Annotated in this window: 19 protein-coding genes; 5 read left to right on the forward strand and 14 right to left on the reverse strand. The window is 69.9% G+C overall.

Features of this window, described 5'->3' with window-relative positions; all coding sequences use genetic code 11:
- Positions 1 to 120: 120 nt before the first annotated feature.
- Complete coding sequence (locus JI745_RS23190; RefSeq protein ID WP_201812172.1) at positions 121 to 678, reverse strand: TetR/AcrR family transcriptional regulator; 558 nt, start codon at positions 676 to 678, stop codon at positions 121 to 123.
- 90 nt (positions 679 to 768) lie between these two features.
- Here JI745_RS23190 and JI745_RS23195 point away from each other — a divergent pair, with 90 nt between their 5' ends.
- The 4 genes from JI745_RS23195 to JI745_RS23205 all read left to right on the forward strand — a co-directional run bounded on the left by JI745_RS23195 (position 769) and on the right by JI745_RS23205 (position 2,597).
- Positions 769 to 1,746, forward strand: coding sequence for an NAD-dependent epimerase/dehydratase family protein (locus tag JI745_RS23195; protein WP_201812173.1), 978 nt, complete (start codon positions 769 to 771; stop codon positions 1,744 to 1,746).
- A gap of 37 nt (positions 1,747 to 1,783) precedes the next feature.
- A complete protein-coding gene (locus tag JI745_RS23200) occupies positions 1,784 to 1,984 on the forward strand; it encodes a hypothetical protein (protein ID WP_201812174.1) in 201 nt (66 codons plus the stop codon).
- A gap of 89 nt (positions 1,985 to 2,073) precedes the next feature.
- Positions 2,074 to 2,202, forward strand: coding sequence for a hypothetical protein (locus tag JI745_RS26670; protein WP_255545727.1), 129 nt, complete (start codon positions 2,074 to 2,076; stop codon positions 2,200 to 2,202).
- 17 nt (positions 2,203 to 2,219) lie between these two features.
- Entirely contained in the window at positions 2,220 to 2,597 is a 378-nt protein-coding gene (locus tag JI745_RS23205; RefSeq protein ID WP_201812175.1) for a cupin domain-containing protein, read from the forward strand.
- Positions 2,598 to 2,618: 21 nt separating this feature from the next.
- On the opposite strand, the gene JI745_RS23210 is transcribed toward JI745_RS23205, so the two are convergent.
- From JI745_RS23210 to JI745_RS23260, 11 genes are read right to left on the reverse strand one after another with little or no spacing between them, the layout of a single operon-like run.
- Complete coding sequence (locus JI745_RS23210; protein ID WP_201812176.1) at positions 2,619 to 4,115, reverse strand: amidohydrolase family protein; 1,497 nt, start codon at positions 4,113 to 4,115, stop codon at positions 2,619 to 2,621.
- On the reverse strand, positions 4,112 to 4,519 hold the full coding sequence (locus tag JI745_RS23215) for a DUF3830 family protein (RefSeq protein ID WP_201812177.1): 408 nt from the start codon (positions 4,517 to 4,519) through the stop codon (positions 4,112 to 4,114). The genes JI745_RS23210 and JI745_RS23215 overlap by 4 nt, the downstream gene beginning before the upstream one ends.
- 11 nt (positions 4,520 to 4,530) lie before the next feature.
- Positions 4,531 to 5,124 carry a TIGR00730 family Rossman fold protein gene (locus JI745_RS23220; RefSeq protein WP_201812178.1) on the reverse strand — a complete coding sequence of 198 codons (594 nt, stop codon included), beginning with the start codon at positions 5,122 to 5,124 and terminating at the stop codon, positions 4,531 to 4,533.
- 7 nt (positions 5,125 to 5,131) lie between these two features.
- A complete protein-coding gene (locus JI745_RS23225) occupies positions 5,132 to 5,905 on the reverse strand; it encodes an ABC transporter permease (RefSeq protein WP_201812179.1) in 774 nt (257 codons plus the stop codon).
- The gene (locus tag JI745_RS23230) at positions 5,902 to 6,732 is read right to left on the reverse strand and encodes an ABC transporter ATP-binding protein (protein WP_201812180.1); all 831 of its coding nucleotides are present in this window, start codon (positions 6,730 to 6,732) and stop codon (positions 5,902 to 5,904) included. The genes JI745_RS23225 and JI745_RS23230 overlap by 4 nt, the downstream gene beginning before the upstream one ends.
- Positions 6,729 to 7,823, reverse strand: coding sequence for a ring-opening amidohydrolase (locus JI745_RS23235; RefSeq protein WP_201812181.1), 1,095 nt, complete (start codon positions 7,821 to 7,823; stop codon positions 6,729 to 6,731). The genes JI745_RS23230 and JI745_RS23235 overlap by 4 nt, the downstream gene beginning before the upstream one ends.
- Positions 7,820 to 9,286 carry an allantoinase AllB gene (gene allB / locus JI745_RS23240; RefSeq protein ID WP_201812182.1) on the reverse strand — a complete coding sequence of 489 codons (1,467 nt, stop codon included), beginning with the start codon at positions 9,284 to 9,286 and terminating at the stop codon, positions 7,820 to 7,822. Before allB ends, JI745_RS23235 begins: the two co-directional genes overlap by 4 nt.
- Before the next feature lie 13 nt (positions 9,287 to 9,299).
- Entirely contained in the window at positions 9,300 to 10,091 is a 792-nt protein-coding gene (locus JI745_RS23245; protein WP_201812183.1) for an SDR family NAD(P)-dependent oxidoreductase, read from the reverse strand.
- 13 nt (positions 10,092 to 10,104) lie between these two features.
- Positions 10,105 to 11,124 carry an ABC transporter substrate-binding protein gene (locus tag JI745_RS23250; protein ID WP_201812184.1) on the reverse strand — a complete coding sequence of 340 codons (1,020 nt, stop codon included), beginning with the start codon at positions 11,122 to 11,124 and terminating at the stop codon, positions 10,105 to 10,107.
- Positions 11,121 to 11,936, reverse strand: a complete 816-nt coding sequence (locus JI745_RS23255; protein ID WP_201812185.1) for a cysteine hydrolase family protein — start codon at positions 11,934 to 11,936, stop codon at positions 11,121 to 11,123. The genes JI745_RS23250 and JI745_RS23255 overlap by 4 nt, the downstream gene beginning before the upstream one ends.
- Positions 11,933 to 12,967 (reverse strand): ABC transporter substrate-binding protein, encoded by a 1,035-nt coding sequence (locus tag JI745_RS23260; protein WP_201812186.1) that lies wholly within the window; start codon positions 12,965 to 12,967, stop codon positions 11,933 to 11,935. Before JI745_RS23260 ends, JI745_RS23255 begins: the two co-directional genes overlap by 4 nt.
- 357 nt (positions 12,968 to 13,324) lie before the next feature.
- On the opposite strand from JI745_RS23260, the gene JI745_RS23265 reads away from it, so the two are divergent.
- Complete coding sequence (locus JI745_RS23265; protein ID WP_201812187.1) at positions 13,325 to 14,239, forward strand: LysR family transcriptional regulator; 915 nt, start codon at positions 13,325 to 13,327, stop codon at positions 14,237 to 14,239.
- Here the strand turns inward: JI745_RS23265 and JI745_RS23270 are convergent.
- The gene (locus tag JI745_RS23270) at positions 14,229 to 15,170 is read right to left on the reverse strand and encodes an SMP-30/gluconolactonase/LRE family protein (protein WP_201812766.1); all 942 of its coding nucleotides are present in this window, start codon (positions 15,168 to 15,170) and stop codon (positions 14,229 to 14,231) included. The genes JI745_RS23265 and JI745_RS23270 overlap by 11 nt on opposite strands.
- Positions 15,170 to 16,135, reverse strand: a complete 966-nt coding sequence (locus tag JI745_RS23275; protein WP_201812188.1) for a tripartite tricarboxylate transporter substrate binding protein — start codon at positions 16,133 to 16,135, stop codon at positions 15,170 to 15,172. The genes JI745_RS23270 and JI745_RS23275 overlap by 1 nt, the downstream gene beginning before the upstream one ends.
- Positions 16,136 to 16,149: the final 14 nt, after the last annotated feature.

Below are 16,149 nucleotides of genomic sequence, written 5' to 3' on the forward strand. Positions count from 1 at the left end.
GCCGATGGACAGCCGCCGCCACGTCATGCGGGGTGACCAAGCCCGCTCGGAGCAGAACTGCTGGCAGCCGGTGACGCAGCCGCTCCCGTTGGAGGCGGTGATGGAACTGGTGAGGCGCTGCTAAGGGCCGACACCGCCCTGTGCCTGCGCCAGCGCGCGGATCACCGCCTCGAAGAGCACGTTGCTCGTCGCTTCGATCTCCTTGCGCGGCAAGCCGCGGTGCACCAGCGAGAGCGCGCCTTGCGAGGCCGCCCAGATGGTGCGCGCCGTCGCCTCCACAGGCCCGCGCAGCCGGCCCATGTCGACCAGGCGTTGCACCCGCGCCTGCATCACGGCGTAGGCGTCTTCCAGCAGGGCCGGCTCCAGGCGGGCGTGGTGGGCCAGCAGCGCGTAGAGGGCCGGGCGCTTGAGCGCGAATTCGAGCGCGATGTCCCACCCGGCGCGCAGCTGGTCCAGCGGGTCGTCCGACGCGATCGCCTGCTGCTTGCGCCGCATGAAGTCGGCCATGCCGCGCTGGATGAGGGCGCGCTCCAGCCCGTCCTTGTCGCCGAAGTGGTGGTAGAGCGTGGGCGACTTGATGCCGGCGGCGTCGCAGATGGCGCGCGTCGTCAGCCCGGCGGGGCCGTGCGCTTCGAGCAGGGCCGAGGCTGCGTCGAGTATTGCCGTTCCAGTGTCCATGCCTGTCCTCGAAAAAACGAAAAGCGCCGGTCCTTGACAGCACTATGCCTTCGACATACTATTCGTATATCGGTGATATAGGAGCGACAGATGACGACGACATGCCTCGTGACGGGTGGATCAGGTTTCGTGGGTGGCCGCTTGGTGGAACGACTGGTCGCCCAAGGGTGGCACGTACGAGCACTGGCACGCAGTGAAGAGGCGGCCCGGATTGTAGGCAGGCGGGGTGCGCAGCCGGTGCGTGGCTCGCTCGACGATGCAGCCTCGCTGGCGCAGGCCTGCGCAGGGTGCGACGCGGTCTTCCACGTCGCGGCGCACTTCAAGCTCTGGGGCGACCCGGCCGAGTTCGAGCGGTCCAACGTCGACGGCACGGCGGTGCTGTTGCAGGCGGCACAGAGCGCTTCGGTCAAGCGCTTCGTGCAGCTCGGCGCGGCGGCCGTGGTGATGGGTGACATGGCGCCGATGCTGCGCGCCAACGAATCGCTGCCGCGCCACGAGCGCGCCTGGGCGCCTTACAGCGCGTCGAAGGCGAGGAGCGAGTCGCTCGTGCTGGGCGCCAACCGGCCCGGCGTGTTCGAGACGGTGGTGGTGCGCCCGCCCATGATCTGGGGTGCGGGCATGCCGACGCTGGCGCACATGGTCGAGACGGTGAAGGCCGGGCAATTCCGCTGGGTCGGCGATGGCTCTCAGGCCATGTCCACGGCCCATGTCGACAACGTCTGCCACGCGCTCGAACTGGCGGTGCACAAGGGCCGCGGCGGCGAGGCCTATTTCGTGAGCGACGGCGCCGACAGCACGCTCAAGGAGGTGATCTCCGGTCTCTTGCAGACGCGCGGCATCGCGCCGCCCAAAGCCTCGGCCCCCTTGCCGGTGGCCTGGGTCATGGCGAGCGTGATGGAGTGGGTGTGGCGCACCTTCTCCCGCCAGGGCGAGCCGCCGATCACGCGCCAGATGCTCAGGTTGATCGGCGCGCCCTTCACGGTCGACATCGCCAAGGCGCAGCGTGAGCTGGGCTACCGGCCCGTGGTGTCGCGCGAGCATGGGCTGCGCGCCATGCGGGCGGCCTAGGGCTGCAGGCGCCAGGCCGACAGGGCGGGGTGAGCAGATGAGCCAGCCCAGGAAGCCGTTCACCTTCGCGACGATGATGGTGCTGGCGCAGCGTCGCCATGACGCCCGTCAGGCCCCGGCGCGGGAAGAAGACGCCGTGACGCCGCCCACCCCCACCCGGTGCGAGGAGCAGGCGCGCGGCACGCCCGAGACGGCCGACAGCTGGAGGCTCGAAGTCCTTGAGTCTCGGCGGCTGTAGGTCCGGGCCTACCGCCGGTCGCGCCTGCCCCTGATGCCTGCGACACGGCGCCTCGGTTAGCGTCGGCATTCCACTTCAGGAGCCACGCCATGCTGCTGCGCAAACTCATCGTCTTCGCCATCACCTCGGGCCTCGCCAAGAAGGTCTACAACCACTACCGTGCACGCAAGGTGGCCGCCGCCGTGCCCGGCCGCGCCACTCGGACCACGCCACGTTGAGTGCGGGCAGTGCAGCCATGGCATTGCCCCACGCCCAACCTCTCGACGTGATCGGCGTCGCGCCCCTCGGCGCGGCGTTGAAAGATTCCGTCAGCACCAGCCTGTTGAAGACCCGGCGGCTGCAGTTGCTGCACCTCGTGCTGCCGGCCCGGCGCGACCAGCCGGAGCATCACGTCGACGACGAGTGCACCATCCACTGCCTCGAAGGCGATGTGGAAGTCCGCATGCCCGGCGGCACACGAAGGCTCGGGCCCGGTCAGCTGGTCGTGCTGCCGGCGCAGCAGAAGCACTCGCTCAGCGCCCGTGCCGATTCAGCGGTCCTGGTGACGCTGTTGCTGCGTGACGGCGATGCGGGAGATGGTGGCGGCGCCGGCAACCAGGTTCCCGCCGACTGAGCTTCGGGGGCGTCTGCGGCATCAGCCCGGCCGTCCGCCATGTAGGTGGAACGGCGACTTGCCGACCCCACAGCAGAACGAGCTGACCCAGGGCCGCATCGCCTGCGCCAGGTGCCGCCCCTCTGCATTGAGCGCATCCAGCCGCTCGGCTGCGGCCTGGGCCTGCCGGCGCAGCGCCGCTTCGTCGACCGTCAGCACCTTGCCGCCGGCAACGACCACCTCGCCGCCGACGAGCACGCGGTCCACCGCCGCGCCGTTTTCCCCATGCACCATCTGGCGCACCACGTGGCGCAGCGGCACGTAGATGGGTTGCGACAGGTCGAGCAGCACCAGGTCGGCCTCGCGGCCCGCTTCGATGCGGCCGAGGCGATCACCCCAGCCGAGCGCATGGGCGCTGCCAACGGTCGCCATGTGCAAGGCCTCGGCAGCGTCGATCCAGCGGCTCTCGTCGGGGCTCATCACGCGCGAGAGGAAGGCCGCCAGGCGCGTGGCCTCGAAGAGGTTTTGCGTGTCCGACGTGTTCGCGCCATCGCTGCCCACGCCCACGCGCAGCCCACGTTGGAGCATGCGCCGCACCGGCGCGATGCCGGAGCCTAGGCGCAGGTTGCTCAGTGGGTTGTGGATGGCGGTGACGCCGGCCTTGGCGAGCCGCTCGATGTCGTCGTCGCCGATCCAGATGGCGTGGGCGGTGCTCAGGCGTGGGCCGAGCAGGCCGATGTCGGCGAGGTGGGCGACGAGGCTCTTGCCGTAGCGCTGTTCGCCGAACACCGCCTGCATCTTGCTTTCGGCCAGGTGCGTCTGCATCGGTAGGCCAAAGGTGTGCGAGAGGCGTGCGCAGCCGCGCATGAAGTCGTCGGAGCAGTGCAGCGGGATCGTGGGCGCGATGCCCAGGCGCACGCGGGCCGGGTCGAAGGGCCAGTCGCGCGCGGCGGCTTCCACCGCGGCCAGGTTGTCGGCCGGTGATGCGGCCTTGAGTGCGGCGGCACCGGCGCGCAAGGGGTCGGGCAGCGTGGCCAGCAGCTCGGGGTAGGCCTGGTACAGCGTGTGGTCGGCCAGCATCGGCGACACCACCGCGCGGATGCCGAGGCGTGCGTAGGCGCCGGCCACGGCGTGCAGCCCGTCCACGGTGGGGAATGGGAACTGCGTGGTCATGTCGAAGAGCGCGGTGCAGCCCTTGCGCAGCAGCTCCACGCCGGTCAGCGTGGCGCTCAGCGCGAGGTCGTCGAGGCCGCGCTGCCCGTTGATGGAGGGCGACGCGGCGAGGAAGCCTTCGAGCGCCACATCCTCCACCGCGCCGCGGCCGAGGCCGCCGTGCGCGTGCGTGTGGCCGTTGACGAGGCCGGGCATCACGATGCGGTCGGCGGCATCGAGCCGGGGCACGGCCGCGTCGACACCCGATGCGCCCGGGGCGGTGAGGGCGGCGATGAGGCCGTCTTCGATGAGGACGTCGGCATGGCGCGGCGTGCTCGCCGCGTCGGCCACCACGAGGCCGCCCTCGATGAGCAGGCGTCCCTTCACAGAGAGAACTCCACGTCCTGCGCGCCTTCCCACAGCGTCTTCACGCCGAGCGCGCGCAGGTTTTCCTTGCCCTCGACGATGGTGAGGAAGTGGTTGCCGGCGAGCTGCCCCATCTTGCTGGAGAAGCTGCAGCTGCCGTAGGCCAGGATGATCTCGGTCTCGCTGTAGCCACCCGGGTAGAACAGGATGTCGCCCACCGAGGGGTGGCTGGTGTGGTTCTCGTAGCCCACGCCGAGCTCGAAGTCGCCCATCGGGATCCAGCAGCCCTCGCCGCTCCAGCGCACGTGGATCAGCTTCTGTTTGTAGGGCAGCAGCTTCAGGAAGGCGGCGACGGTCTTGGGCGCATCGGGGTGGGTCTCGGCGACGAAGCGGTGGCCGGCGGCGGTGATGTGGAGACGTGTCATGTGGCGCTCTTTCAGGAACCGGGTTGCCCGATCCACTTGGTGACAGTGGGCGCCTGCCAGGCGGCGAGCGCGTCGAGCAAGGCGGCGGGGTCGGGGTCGATCACCATCATGTCGCGGTGCTCGGGCTTCAGGAAGCCTTCTTCGGCCGCGGTGGCGAGCAGCGCGCGCAGCGGCTCGTAGAAGCCGCGGGTGTTGAGCACGCCGCAGGCCTTCACGTGGTCGCCAAGCTGGGTGAGCGTGGCGGCCTCGAGCAGCTCTTCGAGCGTGCCCAGGCCACCGGGCAGTGCGATGAACGCGTCGGCCAGCTCGGCCATGCGGGCCTTGCGCTCGCGCATGGTGGCGGCCACTTCGTGCATGGTGAGCTTCGGGTGCAGGTGGCCGCGGTCGAAGAGGCGCTGGTTGATCACGCCGGTGACGCGGCCGCCCGCGCCGAGCACGGAATCGGCCACCACACCCATCAGGCCCTTGTGGGTGCCGCCGTAGACGAGGCCGATGCCCCGCTCGGCGAGCGTGCGGCCGAGCGCGGCGGCGGCCTCGGCGTAGGCGGGCGAGGCGCCGAAGTTGGAGCCGCAGAACACGGCGACGGTCTTCAAGGCAGGGGTCATGTGCGCGTCATCCCATCGCGAGCTCGTTCTTGCGCTGCGCCCAGCCGGTCATGCGCAGCTCCACCCAGGAGGAGATGGCGTACAGGATGACGCCCAGCACCGCGAGGATCACGAGGCCGGCGAACACCATCGGCACGTCGAAATTGCCGCTCGCGATCATCATCAGGTTGCCGATGCCCTTGTTCGAGGCCACCGTCTCGGCGAGCACCGTGCCCACGAAGGCGAGCGTGATCGCGATCTTCAGCGAGGCGAAGAGGTAGGGCAGCGCACGCGGCAGCGACACGTTCCACAGGATGTCGCGCTTCTTCGCGCCCAGCACCTTCAGCACGTCTTCCAGCTCGGGCTCGGTGTTGGCGAGGCCGGTGGCCACGTTCACCACCACGGGGAAGATGCTGATGACCATCGAGGTGAGGATGGCCGGCACCGTGCCCGAGCCGAACCACACCACGAAGATCGGAACCACCGCCACCTTCGGGATGCTGGAGAAGCCGACGAGCAGCGGGTAGGCCACGTCGTACGCGGTGCGCGACGAGCCGATCAGCAGCCCGAGCAGGATGCCGATGACGACGCCGAGGCCAAAGCCCGCGAGCGTGGTGTGGAGCGTCTGCACCGCGTGCGGCCACAGCAGCGGCAGCTTCTCGTAGAGCACGTGAGCGATCTGCGTGGGGCGTGGCAGGATCAGGTCGGACACGCCGCTCGCCGCGCACAGCACCTCCCACAGCACGAAGAAGCCCACGAGGGCGGAAGCGGACAGCAGGCGCTGGCGAAGCTGCGGGTTCATGCGGCCACCTTCTCGGGTTGGGTGGGAACGAGCGCCACCGGCGCCGTGCGCGCCTCGGCGATGCGCATGCGCAGCGCCTGCACCAGCGATGCGAACTCCGGTGCGTAGCTCATCTCCAGCGTGCGCGGCCGGGGGAAGTCGACCGCACGGTCTTCGAGGATGCGGCCGGGGCGCGAGGTCATCACGCAGATGCGCGTGGCGAGGTAGGCCGCTTCGCGCAGGTCGTGCGTCACGAGCAGCACGGTGGGCTTCGTGTCGAGCCAGAGTTGCTGCGTCAGCGCCCACAGCTCCTCGCGGGTGAAGGAGTCGAGCGCGCCGAAGGGTTCGTCGAGCAGCAGCAATTGCGGCTCGTGGATCAGCGCGCGGCACAGCGAGGCGCGCTGCAGCATGCCGCCCGAGAGCTCCCACGGCCGCTTGTCGCCCAGGCCGGCCAGGCCCACCTTCGCGAGCAGCGCCTCGGCCCGCTCGGCAAACTCGCCGCGCTTCTTGCGCGCGTAGTCCTGCCGGAAGGGCTCGACGATCTTGAGCGGCATCATCACGTTGTCGCGGATGTTGAGCCACGGCATCATCGTCGGGTTCTGGAACGCCAGGCCGATGCGCACCGCGCCGGCCGGGCTCTCGCGGCCCGCCACGATCAGCCCGCCGGAACTGGGCTGCAGCAGCCCGGCCACGAGCTTCAGGATGGTGGACTTGCCGCAGCCGCTCGGCCCCACGAGCGCCACGAACTCGCCCTGCTCGATGCGCAGGTCGGTCGACGAGAGGGCCAGCGTGCCCTTGGCGCCGTAGCGCACGGTGACGTCGGCGAGGTCGATCATGGGTGAGCTCATGCGGGTTCTCCGAGGTGAAGGATGGCGGCCACCGGGCCGCCGCCGGCCGGGCCCTGGTGTTCGGCGCCGCCGGACACGTAGAGCGCGGTGTGCCCAGCGAGCGAGGCCAGCACGCCGCCCACGGCCGCGCGGGCGTGGCGCGTGGCGTTGATGTCCGAGTCGTTGAGCATGGTGTGGCGCTCGCCGCGCACGCGGCCATCGGGGCTCGCCTCGGCCTTGGCGAGCAGGTTCACCAGGCGGCCCGGTTCGCCGAAGCCGCTGAGCAGCGCCTGCACGGCCCGGCCGTCGATCGCGTCGTTCATCACCGCATGGGCGATGCGATACGGCGACCCGGCGCCCGCCGCTTCGCCCAGCACGATCACCACGTTGTGGTCGAGCTCGATGCCGGCCGAGGCCGATGCACGGCCCGAGTACAGCGAGTAGTCGCGCAGCACCACCTCGTCGGTCACGGCGTCGCGCGGCACCTCGCGCAGTGCCACCGCGATGCCCAGCGCCGACGCGCCGCGTGAGTAGCCCATCGACTCGTAGGTGTCGCGCGTGACCGGCTCGCGGCCGGCGTCGACCGCGCGCTGCACCGCGGTGGAGGTGAGCAGCGGGCACTTGACCTGCACGAAGTGCACGTCGTCGATGGACACGATGCCGGCCTCGCGCATGGCCTCGCGCACGGCCTCGGCCGTGGCGTCCACCTGCGCGGCGCGGCCCAGCTCGTGGGGGGCGAAGTCGCGCGTCTGCGCGGTGCCGATCACGAGCCGCTTGGGGCCGGCCGGCGCGGGGCCGGCGATCCAGCGGCGTGTGAAGACAGTGAAGTGTGGCGACAGCACGCCCTCAGTGCCGCCCGACATCACCAGCGCCACGCGTTGGCCGGCCTCGGCCGGCGAACACCCGAGCTGACTGGCCAGCCAGTGGCACCACGCCATGCTCGCGTACTCACGCGTGTGGTCGTTGACGCAGCCGTTGCCTTCGGTCTTGCCCATCACCGCGACGATCTCGGCCGGCACGAGCTGACCCGCGTCGACCAGCGACTGCACCGCGGACAGGTCGCCCGGCCCACGGCACGGCACCCGGAACACCCCGACGGTCTGATGACTCATGCGAGGTCTCCCGCCGTCGACTTCGCCACGTCGGCGCGCGGCGCACCTTCGGGCGTGGCCAGCACTGCCGTGATGCGGTGCTCCGTGTTGCGTGGGCGCGGCGTCGGCATGCGCTGCACGGTCTTGATGGACCTGCCCCAGCCGGCAGCCTCCGTGACGAGCTTGCCGTCGCGCATCACGAAGCGGCCGCGCACCAGCGTGTGCAGCGGGTGGCCCATCACCGGGCGGCCGTGCCACGGCGAGATCTTGCTGATCGACTGCAGCTTGCCCTGCGACAGCACGCCCTTCGCGTTCATGTCGACGATGGCGATGTCGGCATCGGCGCCGGGCGCGAGCACGCCCTTGGCGCCGTACAGGCCCCAGGCCTTCGCGGGGGCCGCGGCGCTCCACTTCACGTAGTCCATCAGCGAGGCCCGTGCGCGGTTCACCTCGGTCAGCATGATCGACATCTGCGTCTCCACGCCGGGGAAGCCGCAGTCGCAGGCCCAGATGCTCTCGCGCGTCTTCTCTTCCGGCGTGTGGGGCGCGTGGTCGGTGGCGATCATGTCGATGGTGCCGTCCATCAGCGCGTCCCAAAGCGGCTGGTGGTGGCGCTGCTCGCGGATCGGCGGGTTCAGGCGCAGGATGCCGCCCAGGCGCGTCATGTCGCCGGTATGCAGCAGCAGGTACTGCGGGCAGGTCTCCACCGTCACGTCGACGCCGCGGCGCTTGGCATCACGCAGCACGTACAGCGAATCCGCCGCGCTGTGGTGGGCGATGTGCACACGCGCGCCGGTCCATTCGGCGAGCGTCAGCACCCGGCCGATGGCCTCGATCTCGGCGACGGCCGGGCGCGACGCGAGGTGCGCCCACGCGTCATTCCGGCCAGCGGCTTCGAGCTTCGCCTGGCGGCGCGCCATGATCGACGAGTTCTCGGCATGCACCACGGTGCGGATGCCCAGCGGCGCCAGGATCTCGAAGCCTTCGAGCAGCGCGCCGTCGGTGGGCGCAGGCAGGTTGCCGAAGGTGTTGCCGACGAAAGCCTTGAAGCTCGTGGCGCCGGCGTCGAGCAGGTCCTCCAGGCAATCGATGGTGTCGTCGCCCAGCAGCGCGTGGATGCCGAAGTCCACGTACGACGATTCGGCCGCGCGCAGCTTCATCTGCAGCGCCTCCACCGTGCCGGTGGCCGGCTTGGTGTTGGGCATGTCGAACACGGTGGTCACACCGCCGCAGGCCGCGGCGGCCGAGCCGCTCTTCCAGGTCTCCTTGTGCGGGTAGCCCGGGTCGCGGAAGTGCACATGGCTGTCGATCGCGCCGGGCAGCAGGTGCAGGCCGTCGGCGCGCAGCTCCGCCTTGGCCGAGGGCATCAGGTCGTCGTGGCCGATGGCGACGATGCGGCCGTCGTCGATGGCGATCGAGGCGTCGATGATCTGTTCGGGCGAGACGATCTTGCCGCCCCGGATGACGAGGTCCACATGGCTCATGTCGTGGTCTCCTTCAGAGCATGGCCCAGCCGCCATCGACCGGGAGGTCGACGCCGGTGATCTGGCGCGAGACGTCGCTCGCGAGGAAGAGGCAGGCGTTGGCGACGTCTTCGTCTTGCGACACACGCTTGAGCGCGTAATCGGCGGCGTGGCGTTCCATCGCCTCCTCGAGCGTGATGCCCAGCTTCTTCGCCATGTTGGCGCAGACCTTCTCGCGGAAGCGCGGGCCGTCGACCATGCCGGGGGCGACGCAGTTGACGTTGATGTTGTGCGGGCCGGCCTCGAGCGCGAAGCTCTTGGTGATGCCGCGCAGGCCCCACTTCGAGGCCGAGTAGGCCATGCGGCCGGCGCGGCCGCGCATGCCGAAGGTGCCGCCCACGTTGACGATCTTGCCGCTGCGCTGCGCGACCATCGACGGCAGCACCGCATGCATGGTGTTGAAGCAGCCGGTCATGTTGAGCTCGACGATCTCGTTGAACTCGGCCGCGCTCGTCTCCCAGCCGGTCTTGCCGATGGGGCCGGAGCCGCCGGCCACGTTGACGAGCACGTCGATGCGGCCGAAGGCCTCCAGCGCGTGTTTGGCGAGGGCCTCGGTCTGCGTGTCGTCGGTCAGGTCGCAGGCCACCACGATGGCGGGCACGCCCATCGCACGCGCCTCGGCGGCCACCGGCTCGATGGCGGCGGTGTCGCGGCCGGCCAGCACGAGCTTGCAGCCTTCTTCGGCGAAGGCCAGCGTCACCGCGCGGCCCATGCCCTTGGCGGGGCCGGTGATCACGACCACCTTGTCGGTCAGGTTCAATTTCATCGTGGGGTGCCTTTCAGAGCTTGCTGGCGCGCTCGGCGCGGGCCGGCAGGAAGCTGCGGTCGAAGATCTCGGCGGCGGTCGGCGTGCGGGCGAGCTGGTTGGCTTCGACCACGATGCCGATCGAGCGGGTCAGGCGGGCGGGGTCGATGTCGCCGAGGCCGATGCGCGCGATCTCGGGGTGGCTCATCTCGTCTTTCAGCGTGGCGGCGAGGCGGTCGCGCTCGATGTCGCGCTTGAGCAGCGGCTCGCGCTTCATCACCGCGTCCATCGCCATCTCGGGGTTGGCGAGCGAGTCGTTGATCGCGCGGTTCAGCGCCTTCACGAAGCCGGCGACGGCCTTGGGGTTCTCCTTCACGAAGGCGCGCGAGAACACCACGGCGTTGGAATACAGGTCGAGGCCGTTGTCGCCGTAGTTGATGAAGCGCAGGTCCTTCTCGGGGTCCAGGCCCACGAGGCGTGCGCTGAAGGCGATGGTGTTGATGTAGCCGAAGATGCCGTCGACCTGGCCGCGCATCAGCATCTGCTCGCGCAGGTTGGGCGCCATGTTGCTGATCGAGACCTTGGTCGGGTCGACCTTCGCGGCCTTCGCGAAGGCGGGGAAGAGCTTGAGCGCGCCGTCGTTGGCGGGGGCGCCGAGTGTCTTGCCTTCCAGGTCCTTCGGGGTGCGGATCGGGCTGTCCTTCTTCACGACGATGGTGAAGGGCGGCGAGTTGTAGAGCATGTAGACGGCCACCGGTGCGTCGGCCGGGCGCTTGGCCGCGAGGTCGATCACCGCGTTGATGTCGCCGAAGCCGGCCTGGTAAGCGCCGGCGGCCACCTTGGTGATCGACGCGGCCGAGCCCTCGCCCTGGTCGATGGTCACGTCGAGGCCCTCGGCCTTGAAGTAGCCCTTGTCCTGCGCGACGAAGAACCAGGCCTGCGGGCCCTGGTACTTCCAGTTCAGCACGACCTTGATGGGCGTGTCGGCGAAGGCGATGGCGGGCAGCATCGCGGCGGCGGTGGCAAGGGCGGTCAGCCAGCGGACAGGTTTCATGGGGAGACCTTTCGGGAAGAGGGCTTGGGGGTGCGCACGAGGGCGGGGATCAGCGAATCGGCGGAAGCCACGAAGCCGTGGAGCTTCTCGACGAGGAAATGGATAGCCCGCGTGACGTACGCGGGCGAGGGCGTGCCGCAGGCGTCTTTCAGCAGCACGCAGTCGTAGCCGAGGAAGGCGGCGTCCTGCAGCGTCGAGAACACGCAGCGGTCGGTGTTGACGCCGGCGAAGAGCAGGGTGGTGATGCCTTGCTGGCGCAGGATGGAGTCGAGCTCGTTGTCCCAGAAGCCGCTCAGGCGGTGCTTGTGGACGGTGATGTCGGCCGGGTCCACCGGCAGCTCGTCGACCACGCGCGCGCCCCACGAGCCGGGCACGAGGCTCGGGCCATGGTCGAGCGGCGAGACACCGGCATAGCCCACACCGGGCTGGCCGTCGGCACCGGGCCGCGAGGCCTTGAACTGCACCAGCGGGCTCAGGTTCAACGTGTCGGCGCGCACGCCCCAGTTGAGCCACACCACCCGCCCGCCGGCGTGGCGCCACGCGGGCAGCAGCTCGGCGATCGTCGGGATGGGCTTGCGCGTCGCCTTCATCGACACGCCCTTCTGGCCGAACCAGCCCTCGGGGTGGCAGAAGTCGTTCTGCATGTCGACGACGATCAGCGCGCTGCGCACGACGTCGATCTCGACCATGTCGTGCTGCGTCGCAAGCCGCACCGGGCGCGGCGCGCGGGCCTCGCGCACGAGGCTCACGCCGTCGGGCGACCAGGTCCACGCGTTGTGCGGGGCTGGGCCGAAGCGCAGGCTGTCGTTCATTTCAGGCTCAGGCGCAGCTGGCGGTCGGCGAGTGGGGGCAGGAAGCGGCGGTCGAACACCTCGCTGCCCGCGGGCACGCGCGGCAGGTCGAAGGCGTCTTTCACTTGCGCGATGGCCACGCGCAGGCGCTCGTCGTCCACGTCACCCACGCCGCGGCGCGTGGCCTCCGGCGTGAGCACCACGTTCTGCAGCGCGTAGAGCAGACGGCGTTTCTCGATCGCCTTGTTGATCAGCGGCTCCTGCTTGGCGAGCGCCTCGATCGCGGCGTCGGGGTCGGCCACGGTGTCGCGCAGGCCCTTGTGGATGGCGCGCACCAGGCCGGCCACGGCGTCGGGCTTGTCCTTGAGCAGCTGCGGCGAGACCAGCACGCCGTTGCCGTAGAGCGCGATGCCGTGGTCGGCGTAGTGGAACCAGCGGATGTCCTTCTCGGGGTCGACGCGCTGCGCGACGAGGTTCATGTAGGCGGTGACCGAGAACACTGCGGACGCGTCGACCTGGCCCTGCAGCAGCATCTGCTCCTGCAGGTTGGGCGCCATGTTGGTCCAGCTCACCTTGGTGGGTTCGATGCCACTGCGCTCGGCGAGCGCCGGGAACATCTTCATCGCGGCGCCACCGGCGGGCGAGCCGACGTTGCGGCCTTCGAGGTCCTTCAGCGAACGGACCGGCCCTGAGGCCTTGGTCATGATCGCGAACGGCGCGCGGTTGTAGATCATGTAGACCATCACCGGCACGTTGGGTCGCGAGGCGGCGGCGTTCTGCACGATGGCGTTGAGGTCACCGAACGCGGCCTGGTAGGTGCCGGCCATCACCTTCGTCACGGCGCTGGCCGAGCCGTCGCCCTGGTCGAACGACACGTCGACCTTCTCCTGCGCGAAGTAGCCGCGCTCCTTGGCGAGGAAGTACCAGGCGTGGATGCCCTGGAACTTCCAGTCGAGCACGAACTTGATGGGGGGCGTGTCCTGCGCGCTGGCGGTACCGTTCAACAGCAGCAGCGCGGCGCAGACCAGCGTGGAACAGAAAGCTCGGAACATGGCATCTCCAGGGGTGGCGGCTGCGGATGCCGGTTGCACCTCCCATGCCGGAAAGCGTGTGAGAGTCCTGCTGTTTTGGCGGCGACGCGTTGCCGAAACGGCAACGGATGCAGGTTCGTCATAGGGCGGCGCGCCTCAACGCAGCGAGCGTCGAATGGCCTCGTGCGTCATGCAGAAGACGTCGTTGTCGAGCCGAAGGCGCCGGCGCGAGCCTCGCAGCCCATGCCGACACGCGCCAAAAGCGCGCAGTCGCGCACAAGCCGGTGGCGCGTGCACCGTTGCGGAAAATGCGCGCGGCACGCCTCGACCGTTGCCGATACGGCAACGCAATGGCACCGAACCTGCATGGGTGGGCGCATGAACCACCTTCGATTCCTCAGCTATGTCGACGAGGTCGCGCGTTCCGGCTCCATCCGGCAGGCCGCCGAGCGGCTGCACGTCGACCCCTCGGCGGTGAACCGCCGTGTGCTCGACCTGGAGGAAGAACTCGGCACGCCGATCTTCGAGCGCCTGCCGCGCGGCATGCGGCTCACCGCGGCGGGCGAGCTCTTCGTGCGCTACATCCGCGCTCGTTCGGCGGAGCTCGACGAGGTGCGCTCACAGATCGAGGAGTTGAAGGGCCTGCGCAGGGGCCGCGTGAGCCTCGTGGCGAGCCAGGCGCTGGCGCCTGCGCTGCTGCCGGGCGTGGTCGCGCGTTTCCGCGAGGCGCATCCGCTCGCGGTGTACGCCGTGCGCATCGGCGACCACTACCAGGCGCTGCAGGCGCTGCGCGCCTACGACGCCGACCTCGCGCTCGTCTTCAACCTCGACCCGGAGACCGACATCGACGTGATGGCTGCGTTCGACCAGCAGCTCATGGCGGTGATGCACCGCGATCACCCGCTGGCGGGCCAGCCCGGCGTGCGCCTGCGCGACTGCGCGAACTACCCGCTCGTGATGCCGAACCGCGACATCGCCGGTCGCCAGCTGATCGAGCGCTTCCTCGCGCGCAGCTCGCTGAAGCTTCAGCCGGTGGTGGAGAGCAACTCCTTCGAGTTCCTGCGCGGCTGCCTGTACCACGGCCAGGCCATCACCTTCCAGATCTCGGTGGGCGTGGTCACCGACGGCGGCGAACTCGTGGCGCGGCGCATCGAGGACCGGCAGCTGGCCCATGGCCGCCTGGTGCTCGCCCGCCTGCGCGGCCGTCAACTGCCGGTGATCGCGCACACCTTCGGCGAGCACCTCATCAAGACGCTGCAGGACATGGACATGGCGGAGTCGGTCACCGGCTGAGGGCCGGGGCCGGACCCTTGTGGATCGGCAAGCCCGGGGCCTCCAGCGTCGCACGCAAGACCGATCCGCTGACGGACTCGGTGCAATACAGCGTCTTGCGCCCGGGCCCGCCAAAGGCGATGTTGGTCAACGACGCGCCGGCGGCACTGCGCAACACCAGCTCCGGCTCGCCACGCGGGCTGAGCACCCAGCACACGCCGAGCCCCGGGTTCGCCACGAGCACGCGGCCCGTCTCGTCGACCGCGAGGCCGTCGGGGCCGCTCGGCCCGTAGGACGTGAAGAAGGCACTGACCTTGGACACGCTGCCGTCGTCCAGCAGCGGCACGCGCCACACCTGGTTGCCGCGCGTCACGCCCAGGTAGAGCACACGCTCGTCGGGCGACAGGGCCACGCCGTTGGGGCTGGGCACGTTGGCGAGCAGCAGGTCCAGGCGGCCGTCGGGGCGCAGGCGGTAGAGCCGCCCCGTCGGGTCTTGCAGGCCGGTCTGGCCCTGGTCGGTGAAGTAGAGGTTGCCCTGCGAGTCGAACACCAGGTCGTTCACGCCCTTGAAGCGCTCGCTGTTGCGCCGGTCGAGGTAGGGGCGCACGGCACCGGTCACCACGTCGCACGCCATCAGGCCGTTGCGGTAGTCGGTGACGAGCAGCTCGCGGTCGCTGATGAGCCACTTCAGGCCGTTCGGTTCACCCGCCCACTCGGCCACCTGGTCCCAATCGCCCTTCGGGTCGATGCGGAAGATGCGACCGAAGGGGATGTCGCTCACGTAGAGGTTGCCCGCGGCATCGAAGACCGGGCCTTCGAGGAACGAGTCGGTGGGCTGCCCGCCGCGGTTGGCGTCGGCCCAATCGGAGCGCACGCCGGTCCGCCGGAAGCGGTCGGGCAGGCGGGTGAAGACCTCGGTCTCGCGGACCTGCGGCGCCTGCAGCACGAACATCATTGCCGCTCGAACGCCGTGTTGGCCGCGACCTTGCCCCAGAACTCGGTGCGCTCGCGCAGGTCCTTTGCAAACGTCGCCGAGTCCCAATGGCCCGGCTCGGAGGCGAGCCCATCGGCAAACGTCTTCATGTCCGCCGACGCCATCGCCACGGCGATCTCCTTCTGCAGCCGGTCGATCGCGGGCTGCGGCGTGCCCTTGGGCGCCCACAGGCCGGTGAAGTTCATGAGCCCGGCGAACTTGACGCCGGCCTCGTTGAACGTGGGCACGTCGGGCAGCTGGGCGAGGCGCTTGGGGCCGCTCACGGCCAGCAGCCGGGCCTTGCCGCCTTTCACGTGGCCCATCACGCCAGGGGTCGACGCGACCTGGAAGTCGACCGTGCCCGACAGCACCGCCATCGTGGCCTCGCCTGCGCCCTTGAACGGGACGTGCATGAACCTGGCGCCCGCCGCGATGCCCAGGGCCTCGCTCACGAAGTGCGGCGCCGAGCCGGCACCGCCGGTGCCGTAGCTGACCTGGCCGGCACTGGCCTTCGCGGTGCCGATCAGCTCGGCAAGCGTCTTGTACTTCGACTCGGCGCGCACGACCACGCTCATGGGCGCGAAGACGTAGGCGCCGACCGGGATGAGCGCCGTGTCGTAGTCGAACGGCAGCTTGCGCACGATGTGCGGCAGCAGCGCGTAGGTGGTGTCGTTCGCCACCAGCGTGTAGCCGTCGGCCGGCGCCTGCAACGCCGCCGAGATGCCGATGGTGCCGGCCGCGCCGGGCTTGTTCTCGACGAAGAAGGCCTGTCCGGTCTGCTCCTGCAGCTTGGCGGCCATCTTGCGCGTGACGACGTCGACCGCGCCCCCGGGCGGGTACGGCACGATGATGCGCACCGGCTTGGCCGGCCAGGCTTGTGCAGCGGCGGCGGTGGAAACCACCAGGGCGACGGCGGCCAGCATGTGGCGGATGAGATGTCTCATGGTTCTTCTCCTGC

It is taken from the genome of Piscinibacter sp. HJYY11 (assembly GCF_016735515.1).
Taxonomy (GTDB): Bacteria; Pseudomonadota; Gammaproteobacteria; order Burkholderiales; family Burkholderiaceae_C; genus Rhizobacter.

Bases quoted from the DNA above. Each gene is read 5' to 3' on its own strand.
- JI745_RS23255 (WP_201812185.1), bottom strand. From the start codon at position 11,936: ATGAACGACAGCCTGCGCTTCGGCCCAGCCCCGCACAACGCGTGGACC.
- JI745_RS23195 (WP_201812173.1), top strand. From the start codon at position 769: ATGACGACGACATGCCTCGTGACGGGTGGATCAGGTTTCGTGGGTGGC.
- JI745_RS23235 (WP_201812181.1), bottom strand. From the start codon at position 7,823: ATGAGTCATCAGACCGTCGGGGTGTTCCGGGTGCCGTGCCGTGGGCCG.
- JI745_RS23215 (WP_201812177.1), bottom strand. From the start codon at position 4,519: ATGACACGTCTCCACATCACCGCCGCCGGCCACCGCTTCGTCGCCGAG.
- JI745_RS23230 (WP_201812180.1), bottom strand. From the start codon at position 6,732: ATGAGCTCACCCATGATCGACCTCGCCGACGTCACCGTGCGCTACGGC.
- JI745_RS23245 (WP_201812183.1), bottom strand. From the start codon at position 10,091: ATGAAATTGAACCTGACCGACAAGGTGGTCGTGATCACCGGCCCCGCC.
- JI745_RS23220 (WP_201812178.1), bottom strand. From the start codon at position 5,124: ATGACCCCTGCCTTGAAGACCGTCGCCGTGTTCTGCGGCTCCAACTTC.
- JI745_RS23190 (WP_201812172.1), bottom strand. From the start codon at position 678: ATGGACACTGGAACGGCAATACTCGACGCAGCCTCGGCCCTGCTCGAA.
- JI745_RS23205 (WP_201812175.1), top strand. From the start codon at position 2,220: ATGGCATTGCCCCACGCCCAACCTCTCGACGTGATCGGCGTCGCGCCC.
- JI745_RS23250 (WP_201812184.1), bottom strand. From the start codon at position 11,124: ATGAAACCTGTCCGCTGGCTGACCGCCCTTGCCACCGCCGCCGCGATG.
- JI745_RS23275 (WP_201812188.1), bottom strand. From the start codon at position 16,135: ATGAGACATCTCATCCGCCACATGCTGGCCGCCGTCGCCCTGGTGGTT.
- JI745_RS23260 (WP_201812186.1), bottom strand. From the start codon at position 12,967: ATGTTCCGAGCTTTCTGTTCCACGCTGGTCTGCGCCGCGCTGCTGCTG.
- JI745_RS23265 (WP_201812187.1), top strand. From the start codon at position 13,325: ATGAACCACCTTCGATTCCTCAGCTATGTCGACGAGGTCGCGCGTTCC.
- JI745_RS23225 (WP_201812179.1), bottom strand. From the start codon at position 5,905: ATGAACCCGCAGCTTCGCCAGCGCCTGCTGTCCGCTTCCGCCCTCGTG.
- JI745_RS23270 (WP_201812766.1), bottom strand. From the start codon at position 15,170: ATGTTCGTGCTGCAGGCGCCGCAGGTCCGCGAGACCGAGGTCTTCACC.
- JI745_RS26670 (WP_255545727.1), top strand. From the start codon at position 2,074: ATGCTGCTGCGCAAACTCATCGTCTTCGCCATCACCTCGGGCCTCGCC.
- allB (WP_201812182.1), bottom strand. From the start codon at position 9,286: ATGAGCCATGTGGACCTCGTCATCCGGGGCGGCAAGATCGTCTCGCCC.
- JI745_RS23200 (WP_201812174.1), top strand. From the start codon at position 1,784: ATGAGCCAGCCCAGGAAGCCGTTCACCTTCGCGACGATGATGGTGCTG.